The organism is Paenibacillus sp. LPE1-1-1.1 (assembly GCF_040676435.1).
In the GTDB taxonomy this organism is placed as follows: domain Bacteria; phylum Bacillota; class Bacilli; order Paenibacillales; family Paenibacillaceae; genus Pristimantibacillus.
In genome coordinates this window covers 242,796-261,992 of record NZ_JBEGHY010000046.1, presented here as the reverse complement: position 1 = coordinate 261,992, position 19,197 = coordinate 242,796, and the positions used below count along the sequence as shown (strand labels likewise).

Genomic DNA, 19,197 nt, shown 5'->3' with positions numbered 1-19,197 from the left:
ATACTAATCGGTCGAGGGCTTATCCTACAAAGTTTGAGAAGCAAACTTACATCGTAAGCATACGCTTAAGTTTGCCCCGGACCCATACATCCGGCAGACAGCAGCTAAAAAGGTTTCAGCAAACCTAAACTTTCGTATCCAGTTTTCAGGGCGCAATCTGCTAATGTTTACATTAGTTAACGTCCGACTAAGTGGCGTTTGTTCTGATTATAAGCAACAATTGACGCGGGGTGGAGCAGCCCGGTAGCTCGTCGGGCTCATAACCCGAAGGCCGCAGGTTCAAATCCTGCCCCCGCAACCAAACCTTGGTTTTACCTTCGGATTTATCCGAGCATACATATGGAGCTGTGGTGTAGTGGCCCAACATGCCTGCCTGTCACGCAGGAGACCGCGGGTTCGAATCCCGTCAGCTCCGCCATTTTAACAAAAGTGCACGAAATATAGATGTTGGGGATTAGCCAAGCGGTAAGGCAACGGACTTTGACTCCGTCATTCTCAGGTTCGATCCCTGAATCCCCAGCCATTTTCTTTAAACGGCTGGAATTTTATAATTGCGCGCGTATGGCGGAATTGGCAGACGCACTAGACTTAGGATCTAGCGGGCGACCGTGGGGGTTCAAGTCCCTCTACGCGCATCATACGAAAAAAGAGCCCTTGCTTAGCGGGGCTTTTTTTTATTTTTGAGGATGGGTTATGGGTTTGGTTTTATTTCTAGAAGGAGTTTTTTGATTTTGTCCCTCATGAGATGCAGTTAATTTATCATATGCTCATGCGTTATTAAAGAGTTATGAAGAACTGGAAAAGTATAATCGCTGTAAAACGCATAGGGGGATAAGTGCGGGCGAATTTCGATATGAACAAGCTCAGTGGGGTTAATATAAGAATTATCGCCGCGTTTGTTACAAGGTGAAATATTTTTTTCAGAAAACACTTGTATGTTATTCGTCAAAATGTTATTATATTTCTTGTCGCCGAAATGATAGGACAAAGATTCGTTCGATAAAATTATATGCGGAAGTGGCTCAGCGGTAGAGCATCGCCTTGCCAAGGCGAGGGTCGCGGGTTCGATTCCCGTCTTCCGCTCCATTCTAACTATCCCAAACACCTTGCGCTGCGAGGTGTTTTTTTGTTATGTATTTTGAGGGATGAATGTAGTATCTAGCTCAGAATACCTCTAGAATAAGGCCCTAGCAGCAGAAGGTTTATGCTTCGTCATATTATAAAATGAATATATCCATCTAATTATCTTGAAAAGTATCTATGATTTAAAATAGATGGAATTTCTCCCGTTAATTATAAGGGTTTCACTCGGAAGCAGGGAAAAGGGGGGAATTAGAAGGAGTTTTTCCTGTTAATTGGTTCATTATCTAGAATTACAGTACATTAGCGGGAGAAATTCCATCTAAATTCTAAGATCCTAGCAAGGCGGAAATTAGTAGCTATTTTCTCCTAAGAGTGGAGAAAGACAGCAGTTACGGGATAGAATGAAGGCGAGCCGAGAGTTGGCGGTATCGGGAGAGGATGAAGGAGCAGCCGAGGGTTGGCGATGTAGGAATAGGATGAAGGCGAGCCGAGAGTTGGCGGTACCGGGATAGAATGAATGAGCAGCCTGGTGTAGGCGGTTACGGGATAAAATGAAGGCGAGACGAGTGTTGGTGATACCGGGATAGGATAAAAGAGCAGTCGAGAGTCGGCGTATCGGGATAAGATGAAGGAGCAGCCGAGAGTTGGCGGTATCGGGAATAGAAGAGGGATAACCGTATTGTACAAATTAAGAATGAAGATAAGCGTTGAAGGAGGAGGGTTCATGCGTAAACTTGTGTTTTTTGTAGGCGGGGCAGGTGCGGGCAAGACTACGCTTGCGAAGGCTTTAGCGAGGAAACGGGGCGTTGCCGTAATCGACATGGATACGGTGCTGCGGCCGGCAGCGGAGGCGCTCATGACGCAGGCTGGACTGGATCCAACCGACCGGGATTCCAGCAGCTACAAAGCGTTATGCCGTGATTTGGGTTACCGAATTACGATGGATGCGGCGCTTGAGAATATTGCGAATGGCGGAGATATCTTTGTGATTGGGCCGTTTACAAAAGAAACGGAGACCCCGGATTGGATCGAGCATGAGCTCTCATCAATAGGGGCCTCCTTATCGGATGTTGAGGTAAAGGTCGTATTCGTTTATCTCCGGGACGAGCAGCTCCACTACGAGCGGATCAAGCACAGGGGATTGATTCTCGATCAGCACAAGCTGGACAACTGGAGCGAGTTCAGCCAATCATCGCTTGCGAAGCGAGAGCTGAAGTGGCGCATTCCAGCGGCATCTGTGCTTTATTTTGACAACTCCCAAAACCTAAACGAGCAATCGCTGGAAACGCTTGAGCATTTCGTATATGGCGCCAGCTCCTCTTAGCTTGCAGTGCTAGGAGTTCCCCTAATTCGCAGTGGCTATGGCGTTCTTTTAGCTCTATGGCGTTATGTGCGCCTTGAGCTCGTTAAAGAGCGCTTCCGTCTTCGCTGCGTCTTTGTCATTGAATACGACGGTTTTATCTTCTAATTGGATGAAAATGTACGGCGGCGAATTTTTGAATACATACAGTTTGGCGGCTCCCAGCTTCTCTAAGGAGAAATTGCCCCGGGCATATTCCGCCGTCGCCGTGCCGTTCGTCCTGAAGCCGCTCGGCAGCTCCTCCTCCAGCGTAATTCCTTTTATTTCGCTCAGATTAAAGCTGTAATCATACAACGGATAGTCAATCGATACGATGCCGTTGTCCGCAATGGTCAGAGCAGGCGATGTATGATCAGACTGCACGGCAAATGCGGCAAGCGGAAGGATGATAAGAAGCGCCAACGCCATTCCGCCGTATTGAATCCATTTGCCGCCACGCGTGGCCATATTCAGGGTCGTACCGATGCCCACGCGTTTAGGTACCATTACGGATTTATCATCCGGGTTGTAATAAGTGGAGCCATTAATCCAGTAGCCGTCATCATCGCTAGGAACAGCCTCCCCGTCAGTTTCAGCCAGACTCTCCTCTAAAGCACGAACCTTATTATGAACAAAGAAGATGCTGCCCAGCGGCACTAACGACACCATCACAATGCCGATCATCCACTGCGTAAAGCTAAGTGAGCTGCTTCCTGTTGTCAAAATTAGATAAGCGACATAAGCGTTAATACTCTCGAAAATAGCGAGAATTAGCCAAAGCATCGACCAGTAGCGCCGTGCTGCACGGTTAATAGCGGCATTGATATCGTGATTATCGCTGTAAACCTTCGTTTTCATATTGCCGAAGGCAGCGTAAATGACGTATAGGACGACGGTCATCGCAAGCGAAGCGATCCCGGTCATTTTTAGGAGAGTATCTTTGTTCTGAAAGGATACAAGAATGGGGACGATGGATAGCAAAGCGGGAATCAGAAACCAGTATGGCGATACGATCATCGCTTTTTTTAGCTGCGTGACCTTGGTATCGATTCGAATCATTCGTTTCTCGCCAACGAACCATTCGTTTTCCCGTTTTAGCGCGGCGGCTTTATAATGGATGCTGTTGAAGGGGAGCTTTGACGTGTAAAGAAATGCGGCAAACCAAATGATCATATAAGTTAGCGATAATGAGAAATAATGGCCGAGAAAGAAAAACGGCGCGAGGGATAGCAGCATGGCGGATCCGTAGATGGTATATGATTTTTTATATTCGGCTTGAAGCTTCTTCATCGCTTCATCCTCCAAGGCATGCGAAGGAAGCGTGACGCCGAATAAAATTTGATTGCTTGGCACGGCTTGCTTTAGAAACAGGACAAGAATACTGATATAAGCAATTACGGCTGGAATAACGAAATAAAAATTGTTCATAAAAAGTCTCCTATTCTATTAGGGGATGATTTTTGCTGGCTGCAGAAGTAAAGATATTCGAGCAAATTTGCATAAACTCCTCTTGTCCGACTCCCTTAAGGCAGGCCTCCGAAATGACAAGCTCTAATTCGCGTTCGAGCTTGCTGTTGAAGCCGGCCTGCTTGTTCCATACGGTACAAACCTTTGCGCCGCGCCGCCTGTCCATGGATATGTAACCTTCGGTTTTCAAAATGGCATAAGCTTTGTTTACCGTCATCGCATTGACGCCCAGATCATCTGCGAGCTGCCTGACCGTAGGCAGCCTTTCGCCATAATCGAGCCCGCCTACGCCAATTCCGATGACAATTTGGTTGCGGAGTTGTACGTAGATCGGTATGTCAGAGTTGAAATCAAGCTTCAAAATCATCGGATCACCCCTTGCAACAAAGTATTATTTGTATTGCAAATACTAATACAAAAGAACCGGCAAGTCAAAAATAGAGGCGCCAGCCTTTGGACAGGCTGTCCCTCGGATGGCTATAATAAGCAGAAGCGGATTTTATATCCTAACCATTTATGAGATTAAATCTTTAACCAATAAAATAGTTCAAGGAGAGAATACAATGATTAAATTCGGCGTTATCGGAACGAACTGGATTACGGAAGCTTTTATCGACGCAGCGCGTGAAATAGAGGATTTCGCTCTAACGGCTGTTTATTCCCGTTCGGAGGAAACGGCAGCTGCTTTCGCGGCGAAGCATCAGATCGCAGCATCGTTTACGGACGTGGCAGAAATGGCGGCCAGCGGCCAAATCGACGCCGTTTATATCGCAAGCCCTAACTCCTTCCATATGGGGCACGCGATTACTTGCATGAATCACGGCGTTCATGTGCTCTGCGAGAAGCCGATCGCTTCGAACGCGCATGAAATGCGCCAGATGATTGCGGCGGCCAAAGAAAATGGCGTACTGCTGATGGAGGCGCTGAAGTCGACGTTTCTTCCCGGTTTCAAGGCAGTGCAGGAGAACCTGGATAAGCTGGGAGAGGTGCGGCGCTATTTTGCAAGCTACTGCCAATATTCCTCCAGATACGATGCTTACAAAGCCGGAACCGTCCTTAATGCTTTTAACCCGGTGTTCTCGAATGGGGCGCTGATGGATCTTGGCATTTATTGCTTGTACCCGCTTGTAGCCTTGTTCGGCAAGCCGGATGTTGTTAAAGCTACCGGCGTGATGCTGGAATCGGGCGTGGACGGCGAGGGCAGCATCGTGCTGCAATATGCCAGCATGGATGCTGTCATCATGTATTCGAAGATCACCCATTCCTCGCTGCCATCCGAGATTCAAGGGGAGAGCGGAAGCATTGTGATTGATAAAATCAGCGAGGCAGGAAAGGTGGAAATCCAATATCGCAACGGAACAACCGAGGATATTTCCAAGCCGACAAACCCTAAGTCCATGTACTATGAGGCTAAGGAATTTATGGAGCTGATTAAAGCCGGCCAAACCGAATCATCCGTCAATACATATGAGAATTCGTTGATCACGCTGGAGGTTATGGACGAGGCAAGAAAGCAGATCGGCCTTGTATATCCCGCGGATAAAATAGAATCCAAATGATGAGCGGCCTATTCTTGGAAAAAGGCATTGACAACGCTTATTAATAATGTCATTATGATAATATCAAATCGAAACAATAACCTTGATCAGGAGAGCGGCAACCATGGTCGAAAATGAATCCAATTATTCCGCAAGCCATTACCGCACGCCGGATGGCGCGCCGGCAGATATCGTCATCTTTACAATCGTTTCGACGGAAAAGCCGTCAACGAAGAAGGCATTGCCCACCCGCGAGCTGCGCGTGATGCTGGTTCAGCGGAACATATGGCCCTACGAAGGGAAATGGGCGCTGCCGGGAGGCTTTACCAAGGAGAACGAGACCGTATACGAATGCGCGGCACGCGAGCTGCAGGAAGAGACTGCGGTCGATAACGTTCACATTGAATATTTTAACGTGTACAGCGCACCTGGGCGTGACCCGCGAGGCTGGATTATCTCGCATGCTTTTCTGGCGCTCGTTAATGAACGGGCATTAGCGCATAGGGCAGCGGCGGTTGATGCCTCGGATGTGCGGTTGTTCACGGTCGAGGAAGCTTTGCGGATGGACCTTGCCTTCGACCATAAGCAAATATTGAGCGATGCGCTGCAAGGCGTTCGCAAGAAGATGCTTACCACGACGATCGCTAAAGAATTTTTGCCGGAGGACTTTACGCTAAGCGAGCTGTATCAGGTGATTCAGACGGTTGTTCCGGATTTCGAGGAGCCGAACTTTATTCGCAAGCTTACGTCAACGAAAAGCCGCAGCACGATTATCGAGGAAGCAACAGACGAGCACGGATTGCCGAAGCAATCCAAGCAGTACTCGCAGCGGGCGGCGCAATTGTACCGTTTTACGAAGGAAGAGCCCCAGTTGTCTATCTACAGCTGAAGGCTTAGCTCACGAGGAGAGTGACGGCATGCTGAAGTTTAATGGTGTAGAGCTTGGCTTAAAGCAGTTTCCCAACGGGGAGACGCTCATTAACGGAGACGAGATTCTTACGCATATGGCGGATTTCAACACTATCGCATGGAAGTACGAGAATGACGGAGATCTCGTGAAGCTCATGTTCGTTAAGAGCTATCTCGATGACCGGAGAGTCAAATGTACGTTAACCGTATATTATTTGCCTTACAGCCGAATGGACCGGGTAGAGGGAACGTCCGCTTTTACGTTAAAATATACGGCCGCCTTCATTAACAGCCTGAACTTTGAGTCCGTTACGATTATTGAGCCGCATTCGGATGTGTCGCTTGCGCTGATCGACCGCAGCATCGGGAAATATCCGACGATTCAGCTGCTTGAGCGGGTTGCGGCAGAGGTAGGTTTCCAGGCGGAGCAGGATTATCTGTTCTTTCCGGATGCAGGGGCGCAGAAGCGGTACAGCAAGGTGCAGGGATATAAGCAATTGGTAGGCTTTAAGGCGCGAGACTTCCAGACGGGGCAAATCAAGAGCCTTGAGGTGGTTGGAAACGTAGAGCGTACGGGCTTCAAAGCAATCATCGTAGATGATCTTTGCTCTTATGGCGGAACGTTTATGCTTAGCGCGGAGAAGCTGAGGGAGATCGGCGCTTCGCAAATCTATTTGCTGGTCGGGCATTGCGAGAATTCGATTTATAAAGGGAAAATATTAGAATCCGATCTTATCGATAAAGTCTATACGACCGACACCATCCTCAGTCAAGCCGGGCATGAAAAAATTCACGTATATGAAATGGGAGGCCTTTAAAATGACTCAAACCTTCGTTTATCCCGCAACGCTGCTATGTGATTTTTACAAGGTGAGCCACAAAAACCAATATCCGAAAGGCACCGAGCTCGTATACTCGACCTGGACTGCGCGTACCAGCCGATTGGAAGGCATAAACGAGATTGTGGCATTCGGCTTCCAATCGTTTATTAAACAATATTTGATTGCTTATTTTAACGAGCATTTCTTTGCCAGAACAAAAGATGAGGTTGCCGCCGAATACAAAAGGCTTATCCGGCATGCGCTTGGCGAGGCGGAGCCCGATGCTTCGCATATCGAGGAGCTGCATACGCTTGGTTACCTGCCGATTCGGATCAAAGCGATAAAGGAAGGCGCATTAGTGCCCGTAAGAGTACCGATGCTGACCATCGAGAATACGAAACCGGAGTTTTTCTGGCTGACGAACTATTTGGAGACGTTGATGTCGTGCCAGCTGTGGATGCCGGCTACGAGCGCGACGCTTGCATTCGAATACCGCAAAATACTAGAGGCCTACGCGCTTAAAACCAATGGAGACAGTGCGGGAGTTCCGTTCCAAGGCCATGATTTCTCGATGCGAGGCATGGGCGCGCTTGAATCGGCGCTTGGCAGCAGCGCGGGGCATCTGCTTTCGTTTACGGGAACCGACACGATACCAGCCATTTTCTATTTGGAAAATTATTATAACGCCAATATCGAGACGGAATTGGTCGGTACGTCGATCCCGGCAACGGAGCACAGCGTGATGTGCGCGCACGGCCGTGACGAGATGGCATCGTACCGTTATTTGATCAAAGAGGTATATCCTAGCGGCTTCGTCTCGATCGTATCGGATACGTGGGATTTATGGAGCGTGCTGGATGTGGTTATCCGCGGCTTAAAAGAAGATATTATGAGCAGGGACGGCAAGGTGGTTATTCGTCCGGACAGCGGAGATCCGGTCAAAATCATATGCGGAGACCCGGACGGGGAGAGCGAATTCGAGCGCATGGGCGTTATCGAAATCCTCTGGGATATTTTCGGAGGCACGGTCACCGAAAAGGGCTACAAGCAGCTCGACAGCCACATTGGAGCGATTTATGGCGACGCGATTACGATTTCGCGCTGCAGCGAAATTTGCGAGAAGCTGGCTGCCAAAGGTTTTGCTTCGACGAATATGGTATTCGGCATCGGTTCGTTTACCTACCAGTACAACACGCGCGATACGTTTGGCTTTGCTTTGAAATCGACTTTTACCATCGTGGAAGGCGAGGAGCGCAAAATCTTTAAGGATCCCAAAACCGACAACGGCGTGAAAAAGTCGCAAACGGGCCTGGTTCTTGTTACCGAGCAGGACGGAAAACTTGGCTATACCGACAATCTAAGCGTTGCGGAGTATGAGGCGCGCAAAGCGGAGGATCTGCTGGAGGTTGTGTTTGAGGATGGGAAGCTGGTGCGGGATTTGAAGCTGGCTGAAGTACGCGCGAACTTATTGGCTCATTTATAATATACAATCGGAGAAAACAGCGACAGCAGCGACTATATACTAGTCGCTGGCTGCCGCTGTTTTATTTTCTTAACGTTTAACGTGGGCGTCCGGTGCCTTATCGTATACGAGATTCAAGAGGATGCCATGCTCGAGAAGCGCTTTTAATCCGCAGAGCACCATCGTGAAGCCGCCCATCGCATCAACGGCCTGCTCGGCCTTTTGAACCGCATCTCCGGCAAACCCCGAACTAGTAATCGTGACGAAGGTTTCATTGTCTGCCCGGGAAGTGAAGATCCACTCAACCGTGTAGCCGAGGTCGATGAGTATGCGCTTGTTTTCCTCGATCGCTTTGACAGCGATGTCCGCGGCAGCGCCGTACATTTCCCATTCCCAGTGGACCGTTTTTCCGGGTTCCAGTACTCCGCTGCCTTTGGTAAACCAGAATTTCGATGTGATCGCGGGATCGATAAAAGCCTGAAAAACCTCTTCAACCGGTTTTCTAATCAGCATTTCCGCTTTTGCAATCGGTTCATTCGTGAGAGCTGCCATGATCACTTCTCCTTATATCGTACAGGTTTCCTTAAATCATAGCATACTTTTCATTGCAAATAGGATGGGCCGCACGGCACGGCGCAGGCGGCTGCTGAAGTTGGGATTTTTATAAAGTGGTTGACAGATGTTGGTTATTGGGATTATTATGATGTAAATCAAATGAAGGGAGGCCGATGACAATGCACGAACAAAATTTAGAATTATACGCAGCTTTATATAGCAAGTCCATTTCATCGGCCTCTGCGGGGCCTATGACTGTTTTCTAATCGTTAGCATGCCGTATGCGCTGCAAGGGTTAGGGAATATAGGCGCAATCAAAGCCATGGACATCTTGAGGTCCATGGCTTTTTTGTGTTCATTTGATCATGAGGAGATTACCGTTTATGAAAGAGAATTTTTACCAAAAAGTACAGCTGCCGGCAGGGCAGGTACATGTGTATGCAGGACCGGAGCTATTCGCGTCCTTGGACTATAAAGTGTTTGAAATGGCGAACAACAATTTGCAAATTCCGAAGCAGGTCTATATGAGCTATACGCCGGATGTGCATGTGGGCGTAGGAACCTGCATTGGCACCACAGCGGTGTGGAATGCCGCTGACGGCTTTGTATCCCCATCGATCGTTGGCAGCGATATTGGCTGCGGGATGCGCGTACAGCTTACGAGCCTCCATAAGGATGACCTGAAGGAGGTTAAGCTGCGGCGGAAGTTCGTTCGGGCGATCGAGAAATACCTGCCTGTCGAAGAGCATGCGAGAGGCCATTTCTCTGACATTCGTCTGGAGAATGTTGTGAAGAAGGGGCTCCACGGCCTGCCGAAAAAATATATTCCGGATGCTTATACGCCGCGCAAAGCGACCTCGCTCACGCATGTGGAGAGCAGCCAGTTTTATTTTGACGACGAGGTGCTGGATAAGTTTCCGGAGATGGTTTGGCATCGCGCGCATCGGCAGCTTGGCACGCTGGGAGGCGGCAATCATTTCGTGGAAATACAAGCGATCGAGATTGCCGAAGAAAACCGGGAAATTGCAGAGGCTTGGGGCTTATACGACGGCCAGGTCGTGATTATGATTCATTCCGGCTCCCGTGCTTGGGGCGGGGCGGTCAGCCAATATTGCGGCACCGATATTGCAAAAATGATGCGGCAGGAGGGCCTCGGAACGGCTGATCCGATGCTGCTGTATGCGCCGCTCTCGCATCCGCTCGGCCAGAACTACGTGAATTTGATGTACTCTGCGCTAAATTACGCAGTCGTGAACCGCCACTTGATTGCCTATGCCGTCCGGGAAGCCGGTAAGGACCTATTCGGTCCGAAGTTCGAGCTGCGCACGCTGTATGATCTTGTGCATAACTATGCATGGGAGGAGAAGCAGGATGGGCATTCCTATTTCGTTCACCGCAAAGGGGCGACAAGGGCGCTTCCGGCAGGGCATCCGGATAACCCGGAGCCTTACCTTAGCACGGGCCATCCGGCGCTTATTCCCGGCTCGATGGGAACCGCGTCGTATATTATGGTCGGCAGCCCTGAAGGGAAAGCAAATCATTATTCGATCTGTCACGGAGCGGGAAGAATCCGTTCGCGGAATGCGACGAAGCAGCTGGTTTCGGTAGAAGAGGCTGCGGCGGCGATGCGCGTAGGAACGGATGATGAAATCGTCGTGAACCAGCGCTCGATGGAGTCTCTGGTCGATGAATCGCCAATGGCCTACAAGGATGTCGATCAAATCATTGAAAGCGTCGTTGGAGCAGGACTTGCGCAGGTTGTTGCCAAATGCAAGCCGCTGGCTGCAGTTAAAGGAACTTAAAATAAAGGAACAAAGGGGGTCCGGGGAGAATGGTAAATCGAGTAAATCAATATCTAGAAAAAAAGGTATTTTTTGAAAATAGTCAATTAAGCCATTTACGTCTCCAAAACGAAAATAGCTGTACCCATCGGACCCGTTGTTTGATGTAAGGGGAGCCATGCGCTGCGATCATGTGAGCGGATGCGCTGATTTTCCTTATTTCAAGACCATGGACGAATAGTCCATGGTCTTTTTTTGTGAAAGAAAGGAGCTGGTGAAATGAACAAAATACATACGGATATTTTAATGGAGCTGCATAAGATCGAGCAGGAGGAGCAGGTCCGGATTGTTTATGCATGCGAATCAGGCAGCAGGGCATGGGGCTTTCCTTCCAAGGACAGCGATTACGATGTCCGGTTTATCTACGTCAGGCCGGTCGAATGGTATTTATCCATTTTTGACAAAAGAGACGTCATCGAGCGTCCGATCAGCAATCTGCTGGACATTAACGGCTGGGATCTGAGAAAAGCGCTTCTATTGTTCCGCAAATCCAATCCGCCGCTGCTGGAATGGCTGCAATCGCCGATTCCGTATTACACCAAATACACGGTGGCCGCACAAATCCGCGGAATCTCCCCGCTCACTTTCTCGCCTAAGTCATGCATGTACCATTACCTCAATATGGCAAAGGGAAATTACAGGGATTACTTGCAGGGCGAGCATGTGAAAATTAAAAAATACTTTTACGTGCTGAGGCCGATCCTGGCCTGCGGCTGGATTGAGACTTACAATACGATGCCGCCGATCGAATTTGACCATTTGATGGATGCGCTCATCCCGAGAGGGAGTGTGCTTAGGGCCACGATTGAACTGCTTTTGCGACGCAAGAAGGCAGGGGAGGAACTCGATTATGAGCCAAGGCTTTACGCCATTAACGACTATTTGGAGGAGCGGATGGTTCATTTCGAACAAACGGCCTTTGCGCTAAGACAAGGCGAGGGCGCGCGGGACGAACAGCTCGACGAGCTTTTTCGCAGCGCTTTAAACGAAGTATGGCGTTAAAGATTCAGGTTGTTAATTTAGAGGCAAGGGGAAGGTCAGAATGGCTGTCGTGCAACTGAAATCGACGAATCCGAGCTTTTCGTTCGTCATTAGAAAAAATCCGCAAACCGGCATGCTGCTGCGCGCCGTCCGCAAAGGGATGGCTTACGGCTGGTATTCGGATGAAGCAACGTTCAATGTTTATTTTAAGGACGCTGACAATGAGGTTTCTTACAAGCAGCATAGAGAGGATCAATTCGAATATCTCAATGTGTCAAGGTACAACACGCCGCTCTTCGTACTGGGAGCGATCAATGAATTTTTTGCGTCGCCGCTCAAGGCGCAGCATACCAGTGACACGGAGGAATATGAGCATGCCTTTTATATCAATATGATTCATATCCAGCTGCTTCGGTATATTGATTTTTTCGGAAAGCATCTGACGGATTATACGTTTGAAGCGGTGCATCAAGCGCACAAAAGCTATTCGCTCACGATAAAAACGCGGAAATCGCTGTATGAGCTTATGCATGTCGTCAGCGTGCTGTGCTTGTTCCTATCCATGTTCAGCGACGAATATATCGATATTTCCGATGATATTTTGATCAAATACGTGAAGAGCATTCAAATTATCGATGCGCCTTTCTATATTCGCAGCTTGTTTTCCCGCAACTTCCTCGCTTCGAGAGAGCGATTCAAGAAGTATAAGGAAGAGCTGGAGCGGACGGACCGTTACGCCATCCAGCTTGCCTTCGGGGGAACGGCGCAGCAGCGGAGAAGCTATATCGGAAGCGTGCTCCCGTTCGATAAATCGATCGTGGATGTCGGCTGCGGCGAGGGTTTTTATGCGATACCGTTCGCTTCCAAGATCGATGCCAGCTATTATGCGATCGATATTGAGGAGCCGTTGCTCGAGATCGTGCAGCGGAAGGCGAAAGCGAAGGAGCTGGACAACATCGCGACCTTCCCATCCATCGACCGCTTTCTGGAGGCGTACAACGGGGAACAGGTGGATGTTGTGCTGACCGAGGTGATCGAGCACATGAGCCTCGCGGAGGCGGGATCGCTTATCCGGCAAATTTGCGAGCATATCGACTTCGATTATTTTGTGCTGACTACTCCCAATTCGGAATTTAATGCTTATTACGAGCTAACCGATTTCCGGCATGATGATCATAAATGGGAGCTCGGAAGAACGGCATTTCAGGAATGGCTGCTTGAAGAGGTTAAAGCGCAAAACGTAGAATGCGACTTTGTTGCGGTCGGTGACGGCGTAAACGGCGTTCAAACGACGCAGGGTGCGATCTTGAGGAAACGGAGGGAATAGCCGAAATGGTGATAAGAACGAGAGTCCATACGATTTTTATGCTGATTGGCTCGACAGAATGCGGGAAGACGACATTTGCGAACGAGGTTCTAATGCCGCAGCTGCGGTTTCGCGATGAGCTTAAAGGCGTGAATGCCAATGTGCAGTACATTTCCTCTGACAGCATCCGGCAGGAGCTGCTGGGCGCTGCTTACGATAAATACGATCAAGTAATGCTTGAGGCGAGCGAGCAGGCTTTCCGGCTTTTGTTCGAGAAGCTGCGCCTCGTGACGACCTATCCGGTCAATGCCGAGTTTGTCGTGGTTGATACGACGGGCTTGGCGGATCATTTCCGGGCGAAGGTGCGGGAGATCGCAAAGGATAACAACTATAACCTTGAGGTTATTTTGTTCGACTACCGGAAGCGGGATGATTATTATGCGTCGGAGCGCTCGAAGAAGCTGATTACGAGCCATATTAACCGCTTGCGCAAGGAAGTGCTGGGCGCGCTCTCCGGGGAAAAGTACGGCAAGATCCATAAAGTGCGCGCCAAGGATTTTTATTCGCCTATTGAAAAGCAAGCAAATGCGGAGTACAAAGTTATCATTGAGGATACTGACGAATATTTGAGCGCCATTTTGCCGCTTGACCAGAAGACGATTATCGTAGGCGACGTCCATGAATGCGTGGATGAGCTGAAGGCTCTGCTCGTTAGCTGCGGCTTTCAAATAGAAGGAAATCAGCTGTTTGAAACGGGAAAGGTAAGCGGTGCGAAAATTTTGCTGGTCGGCGATTGGATTGACAAGGGAAACCGAACGCGGGAAACTATCGATTTCCTTTATGAGAACAAAGATCAATTTTTGTTCGTATTAGGCAACCACGAAAACTTCGTATACAAGTATCTGCGCGGTGAGATTAAAGGAGTCGAGGAGGAGCTGCTGCACGCGTACTTCGATTCGACGGAGGTGCTTAAAGCGGATGAGGAGCTGCTTCGGCGATTCAATCATCTCGTCTCGCTTTCCAAGCCTTTTTACCGAACGGTGGGCAAAAGAGGGCCGTCCTTCTATGTCACGCATGCGCCCTGCGAGAACAAGTACATCGGCAAGTTGGACGTGAACTCGGTCAGGCATCAGCGGAATTTCCGGATCGATCGCTCGGCTCCGCTGGAGGAGCAGCTCCTGTTCCTGAAACAAGACGCGGCAGCGAACCAGCCTTATCATGTATTTGGCCATATTGCAGCCAAAAACGCTTTTCGGATTAAGAATAAAATCCATTTGGATTCCGGCGCGGTGCACGGCAACCTGCTGAGCGCGGTCATGCTTGCGGCGAAGCCGTTTTTCAAATCGCAAAAATCGGCGCATAAGGCGATGGATGACGAGCTGCTCACGCTCTTTAAGGATGAGCACAAGGTATCGGTGCAGGAGCTGGATGATGACTCGGCCCGTAGACTGCTTTACAGCTCAAACCATAAGATCAACTTTATATCCGGTACGATGTCGCCGGCGGATAAGGACGAAGCGGCTAGGGAGCTCGAGTCGCTGCAAAAAGGCCTGGACTATTTTGCGGAGCGCGGCGTGAAGGAAGTAGTGCTTCAGCCGAAATACATGGGTTCCAGATGCAATATTTATTTGCATGCCGAAGCAGACCGTTGTTTTGCGGTTAGCCGCAATGGGTACAAAGTCAGTAAGGTCGACCTATCGGGCATTTACGCGGGTCTGCTGCAAAGATTCGGAAATTATATGAAGGAAAACGACATCGCGATGCTGCTCCTAGACGGAGAGCTGCTGCCTTGGCTGGCGCTTGGCGAAGGGCTAATCGACCGCCAGTTCAAGCCGATTGAGAAGGCGCTCGAAACCGAGCTGGGCTTTCTAAAGGCGAACGGTTTCGAAGAATCATTCACGAAGCTTGCGCAGGAATATAAGTCCAGCGGTTTCGAGAAGGACCAGTTCCATCTCAGCAAGGCGGCCATGAATGAAAAATACGGCCAGACCGTCTATCAAAACTACAAGCATGTCCATGAGTTATTGGAGAAGCATGTGCCGCTGGATGAGCATCAAAAGGCATATGAAACCTACAAGAAGCAGCTGGAGCTTTACGCCGAGCCCGGGGAGTTGGAATACAAACCTTTTTCACTGCTCAAAATCGTCTATGGGGACGGAAGGGAAACGCTCCCGGATGGGAAGACATCGGATATGTACCGTTTCCTCTCGGATGATCCTTTCATCACGCTCTCGCTGTCCGATCCCGAAAGCGGCAAGCAGGCGGAGAAGTATTTCCAAACGCTCACGGTAGAAAACCATATGGAAGGTGTCGTCATTAAGCCCGAGATGCCAGAGCCTTATATGGTTCCTTATATGAAGGTACGTAACAAGGACTACATGTCGATTATATACGGCTATGATTATCGCTTTCCGCATAAATACAATAAGCTGATCAAGCAGAAGAGCATTACGATGAAGCTCCGCACATCCTTGAATGAATACAGGCTGGGGCAGAGCATGCTCGCGGTTCCGTTTGCGGATATAGCACCGAGCCATGAAGGCTATACGTCTGCCGCAGCTAATCTATTGTTCGAGGTTGCCAAAGAGAAGGAAATCGACCCGCGTTTGTAAAAATAATCGACCTAATAGACCTCCCTAGCCGGGAGGTTTCTTTGACTCGAAACTTTAATAGCAAAAAATTAGCTATGGAATATCTCAGTATTATATGGAATACTTATATAAGCAAAAAGTCCTAGTAAATAGCAAAGTTATCGAAAGATAATGACGCAAAGCCAACAGACCTAAAGGAAGCTTCCAAAGGTGGCTGGGTTGCCAAAAGGATGAGTGATTATTAATATCCTCCTCCGCAACACATCAGGTTACCGCATACGTTATACATAGGAAGGGATATTATAGATGGAGCAAAATATTAAACGTTATCGTGGCAATGATAACAGCTTTGACATCGTTCAGAAAATAGCGAATTTAGGCTATTGGGAATTCGACCATGGCAGCAAACAAGTATCATGGTCGAACCAAATGTTTTTCATATACGGGATGGATTTGGATTTTGTAATGAACCAGGAACGCTTTTTTGATCTAATCCATCCAGAGGACCGCGAGCGGGTTAAACGGCAATTTTTTTCCTCGGTCGAACAAAAGAAAGAGAGCACCAGCGAGTACCGCATTGTCCGCCAAAGCGGCGAAGTGAGATATGTTGTGGAAAATCTGACGATTGTTCTGGATGAGACCAATGAAGTATCGCTAACCATAGGCACGCTCCAGGATGTTACGGAAACCAAAAACCTAGAACATCGTTTGACTGTCGAAGAGCAGCATTATAAATCCATATTCGAGAATAACCCGGATGCGGTCTTCTCGTTTGACTTGAATGGTCGGTTTATGTCATGCAACGCATCGCTTGAGCAAATGTTTGGTTATGCGCGGGATGAGATTATGCACGGGAGTTTCCATCATTTTGTGGAAGAAAAGAGCTTGGAGCGGACGATTTTGCATTTTGAGGACACTGTGAATACGCTTACGCCTCAAAATTACGATACGACGGGCATAACCAAAAGCGGGCAAATCATTGAGGTTAACGTAACGAACATTCCGATTATCGTTAATCAAGAATTGATCGGCATTTATGGCATCGCCAAGGACATTACGCAAAAAAAGATGGTTGAACGATCTCTAATCGAATCGGAACTCAAATACCGCAGTATTTTGGAGCAGTCTATCGTAGGCATTTTTGTCGCGCAGAAGGAAAGATTCGTCTATGCGAACGATCAGTTGAATAAGATGCTAAGCTATGACACGCTGGTCGGCTTAGAGGTGGAGAAGGCTGTCCATCCGGATGACCGGGAAGCCGTCGTATCTCAGGTTATGCAGCTTACGGAAGGAGAGTATCTTCCGAATTTTCCTCATCGGGCAATTAAAAGGGATGGTACCGTCATTCATTGCGAGGTGCATTATAACCGTGTTTCTCATATGGGAGAAAAGGCGATTGTGGGCATTGTTATGGATATTACGGATCGGAACAGGGCGGAGGAGCTCAATCACTTTTTGGCTTACCATGACTATTTAACGGAGCTGCCGAATCGCAGGATGTTCGAGGAGCAGCTCAGCAAGCAGCTCAAGGTGAGCGAATATTTTAAACAAAAGCTAGCGATCTTGCTGATTGATTTGGATCGCTTCAAGTACATAAACGACACGCTGGGGCATCCGATTGGCGATGCATTGCTCAAGAAAATCGCTCATAGGCTGAAAAGCAAGCAACGGGAGGGACAAGTAACCTACCGGATTGGCGGAGACGAATTTGCCTTTATTATTGCCAACGTACAGAGAATAAGCGATGTAGCCGATATGGCGGATCATATTATACATTTGATTAAGGAACAATTAGTTGTTGAAGAATTTGAGTTGAATGTCACGGCAAGCATCGGAATCAGTCAATCGCCTGAGGATGGATGCACGGTGGAGTCGTTGATGAAAAATGCCGACGCCGCTCTTTATTTTGCCAAATCCAGAGGGAGAGACCAGTCGCAGTCTTATTCTTCTTCTTTAAACGTGCAGTCGTTTAAGCTGTTCTCGCTCAGCAATGACCTGCGCAAAGCGCTGGATAAGAAAGAGCTGTTCCTGCATTATATGCCTCGCGTGCATGCGCAAACGATGGAAATCGTCGGCGTAGAGGCGCTGCTGCGCTGGAATCATCCGGATTGGGGGCTGGTGCCGCCGACTGAATTTATTCCGATCGCAGAGGAAACGGGGCTCATCGTTCCCATTGGGGAATGGGTGCTGCGCGAGGCTTGCATGCAAAGCAAGCGTTGGCAGAGCAAGGGCCTGCCACCGATTACCATATCGGTTAATTTCTCGGTACAGCAGCTGCTGAAGCAAAATATTTTGCAGATGATAGATCAAATCGTGGCGGAAACGGGTTTGTCCCCCGATAGACTTGAAATCGAAATAACGGAGAGCTCATTTATTAGCAATGAGAAGATCGTGACCGAGCTTCTGCTCGAGCTGAAGAAAAGAAACATCAAAGTATCGCTCGATGATTTCGGCACTGGTTATTCCTCGCTTTATTTATTGAAGCGTTTAGCGCTGCATACGATTAAAATCGATAAGTCGTTTGTGGATGAGATGTTGACGGAGCCGTTCAATAAGAGCATTATCCAATGCATTATTCGTTTGGCAGGGGAGCTGAACATGCAGGTAGTGGCGGAGGGCGTCGAGAACGAGGCGCAGTTCAACTATCTGCGGGAGCAGCAGTGTGACGAAATCCAAGGCTATTATTTCAGCCGGCCGGTAGAGGCGGAAAGCATCGCGCAGCTATTAAAAAATAAATCACTGATGAAGCCTGTCTCGTTAAGTCATAGCAAGCAGCCAGTCGTTAATCGCAGGCAGTATTTCCGGATTGAGCTGAAGCATTGTTTGTTGGCAGAAATGACGATCACCATGTTTAAGGGAAGAAGCGTAAGACTCGGAAGCACGGAGGTGCTCGTTAGAAATATCGGGCCTGGCGGCTTAAGGTTTATGGTAGGCGTTAAGCTGCCGGTTAACAGCGATATTCTGCTGATGTTCAAAACACAGATTGCTAATCAACTGTATGTGCTGTACGGCATTATCGTGTGGTTTAATGAAGTGGAGCATGATATCTTTGAATACGGCGTGCAGTTTCAGTTGAAAGTGAAGGAGCATAACGAGCTCGTTAATGCATTAAATATTCTTGCGATTAAGCAGCGGGACGGCGTTATGCCTCAGACGCAAATTTATGTGGGTGACCCTATACTCCGTATAAAAGAATTGAAAAAACTCAATTAAACCAAGCAGAAAAAGCATTTTGCATTCGGCGATAACCGAGCGTGAAATGCTTTTTTTATTATGCGTAGGGTTTGGCCGCATCGGTCTTTGG

Annotated in this window: 13 protein-coding genes, 5 tRNA genes and 1 riboswitch; of the genes, 15 read left to right on the top strand and 3 right to left on the bottom strand. The window is 48.6% G+C overall.

All coding sequences use genetic code 11. The features are described 5' to 3' along the window. The first annotated feature begins 224 nt into the window (after positions 1–224). The 6 genes from MRBLPE1_RS31945 (at position 225) to MRBLPE1_RS31920 (ending at position 2,407) form a co-directional block, all read left to right on the top strand. A tRNA-Met gene (locus MRBLPE1_RS31945) sits at positions 225–301 on the top strand. A gap of 40 nt (positions 302–341) precedes the next feature. Beyond that, positions 342–418 (top strand) — tRNA-Asp (locus MRBLPE1_RS31940). Positions 419–448: 30 nt separating this feature from the next. Continuing rightward, positions 449–523 (top strand) — tRNA-Gln (locus tag MRBLPE1_RS31935). A gap of 32 nt (positions 524–555) precedes the next feature. Next, positions 556–635, top strand: a tRNA-Leu gene (locus MRBLPE1_RS31930). Between the two features lie 376 nt (positions 636–1,011). Next, positions 1,012–1,086, top strand: a tRNA-Gly gene (locus MRBLPE1_RS31925). Between the two features lie 721 nt (positions 1,087–1,807). Then, positions 1,808–2,407, top strand: coding sequence for an AAA family ATPase (locus MRBLPE1_RS31920; protein ID WP_364154244.1), 600 nt, complete (start codon positions 1,808–1,810; stop codon positions 2,405–2,407). Between the two features lie 54 nt (positions 2,408–2,461). Here the strand turns inward: MRBLPE1_RS31920 and MRBLPE1_RS31915 are convergent, their stop codons facing one another. After that, a complete protein-coding gene (locus MRBLPE1_RS31915) occupies positions 2,462–3,850 on the bottom strand; it encodes a DUF5808 domain-containing protein (protein WP_364154241.1) in 1,389 nt (462 codons plus the stop codon). Between the two features lie 10 nt (positions 3,851–3,860). Beyond that, entirely contained in the window at positions 3,861–4,256 is a 396-nt protein-coding gene (locus tag MRBLPE1_RS31910; protein ID WP_364154238.1) for a GntR family transcriptional regulator, read from the bottom strand. 196 nt (positions 4,257–4,452) lie between these two features. Between MRBLPE1_RS31910 and MRBLPE1_RS31905 the strand changes: the two genes are divergently transcribed. The 4 genes from MRBLPE1_RS31905 to MRBLPE1_RS31890 all read left to right on the top strand — a co-directional run bounded on the left by MRBLPE1_RS31905 (position 4,453) and on the right by MRBLPE1_RS31890 (position 8,640). Then, positions 4,453–5,448 (top strand): Gfo/Idh/MocA family protein, encoded by a 996-nt coding sequence (locus tag MRBLPE1_RS31905; RefSeq protein WP_364154235.1) that lies wholly within the window; start codon positions 4,453–4,455, stop codon positions 5,446–5,448. A 103-nt stretch (positions 5,449–5,551) separates the two neighbouring features. Further along, a complete protein-coding gene (locus tag MRBLPE1_RS31900) occupies positions 5,552–6,316 on the top strand; it encodes an NUDIX domain-containing protein (protein ID WP_364154232.1) in 765 nt (254 codons plus the stop codon). A gap of 28 nt (positions 6,317–6,344) precedes the next feature. Next, positions 6,345–7,154 carry a ribose-phosphate pyrophosphokinase gene (locus MRBLPE1_RS31895; protein ID WP_364154229.1) on the top strand — a complete coding sequence of 270 codons (810 nt, stop codon included), beginning with the start codon at positions 6,345–6,347 and terminating at the stop codon, positions 7,152–7,154. A gap of 1 nt (position 7,155) precedes the next feature. Continuing rightward, entirely contained in the window at positions 7,156–8,640 is a 1,485-nt protein-coding gene (locus MRBLPE1_RS31890; protein WP_364154227.1) for a nicotinate phosphoribosyltransferase, read from the top strand. Between the two features lie 69 nt (positions 8,641–8,709). Here MRBLPE1_RS31890 and MRBLPE1_RS31885 read toward each other — a convergent pair whose 3' ends face one another. Continuing rightward, a complete protein-coding gene (locus MRBLPE1_RS31885; RefSeq protein WP_364154224.1) occupies positions 8,710–9,171 on the bottom strand; it encodes an SRPBCC family protein in 462 nt (153 codons plus the stop codon). A 386-nt stretch (positions 9,172–9,557) separates the two neighbouring features. Here MRBLPE1_RS31885 and MRBLPE1_RS31880 point away from each other — a divergent pair, with 386 nt between their 5' ends. The 5 genes from MRBLPE1_RS31880 (at position 9,558) to MRBLPE1_RS31860 (ending at position 19,106) form a co-directional block, all read left to right on the top strand. Next, positions 9,558–10,976 carry an RtcB family protein gene (locus MRBLPE1_RS31880; protein WP_364154221.1) on the top strand — a complete coding sequence of 473 codons (1,419 nt, stop codon included), beginning with the start codon at positions 9,558–9,560 and terminating at the stop codon, positions 10,974–10,976. Between the two features lie 258 nt (positions 10,977–11,234). Further along, positions 11,235–12,017, top strand: a complete 783-nt coding sequence (locus tag MRBLPE1_RS31875; protein ID WP_364154218.1) for a nucleotidyltransferase domain-containing protein — start codon at positions 11,235–11,237, stop codon at positions 12,015–12,017. A 40-nt stretch (positions 12,018–12,057) separates the two neighbouring features. Next, the gene (locus MRBLPE1_RS31870; protein ID WP_364154215.1) at positions 12,058–13,323 is read left to right on the top strand and encodes a methyltransferase domain-containing protein; all 1,266 of its coding nucleotides are present in this window, start codon (positions 12,058–12,060) and stop codon (positions 13,321–13,323) included. A 5-nt stretch (positions 13,324–13,328) separates the two neighbouring features. After that, a complete protein-coding gene (locus tag MRBLPE1_RS31865; protein WP_364154213.1) occupies positions 13,329–15,914 on the top strand; it encodes a metallophosphoesterase in 2,586 nt (861 codons plus the stop codon). 120 nt (positions 15,915–16,034) lie between these two features. Beyond that, positions 16,035–16,120, top strand: a riboswitch (cyclic di-GMP riboswitch). Positions 16,121–16,199: 79 nt separating this feature from the next. Next, entirely contained in the window at positions 16,200–19,106 is a 2,907-nt protein-coding gene (locus tag MRBLPE1_RS31860) for an EAL domain-containing protein (RefSeq protein ID WP_364154210.1), read from the top strand. The last annotated feature ends 91 nt before the right edge of the window (positions 19,107–19,197 follow it).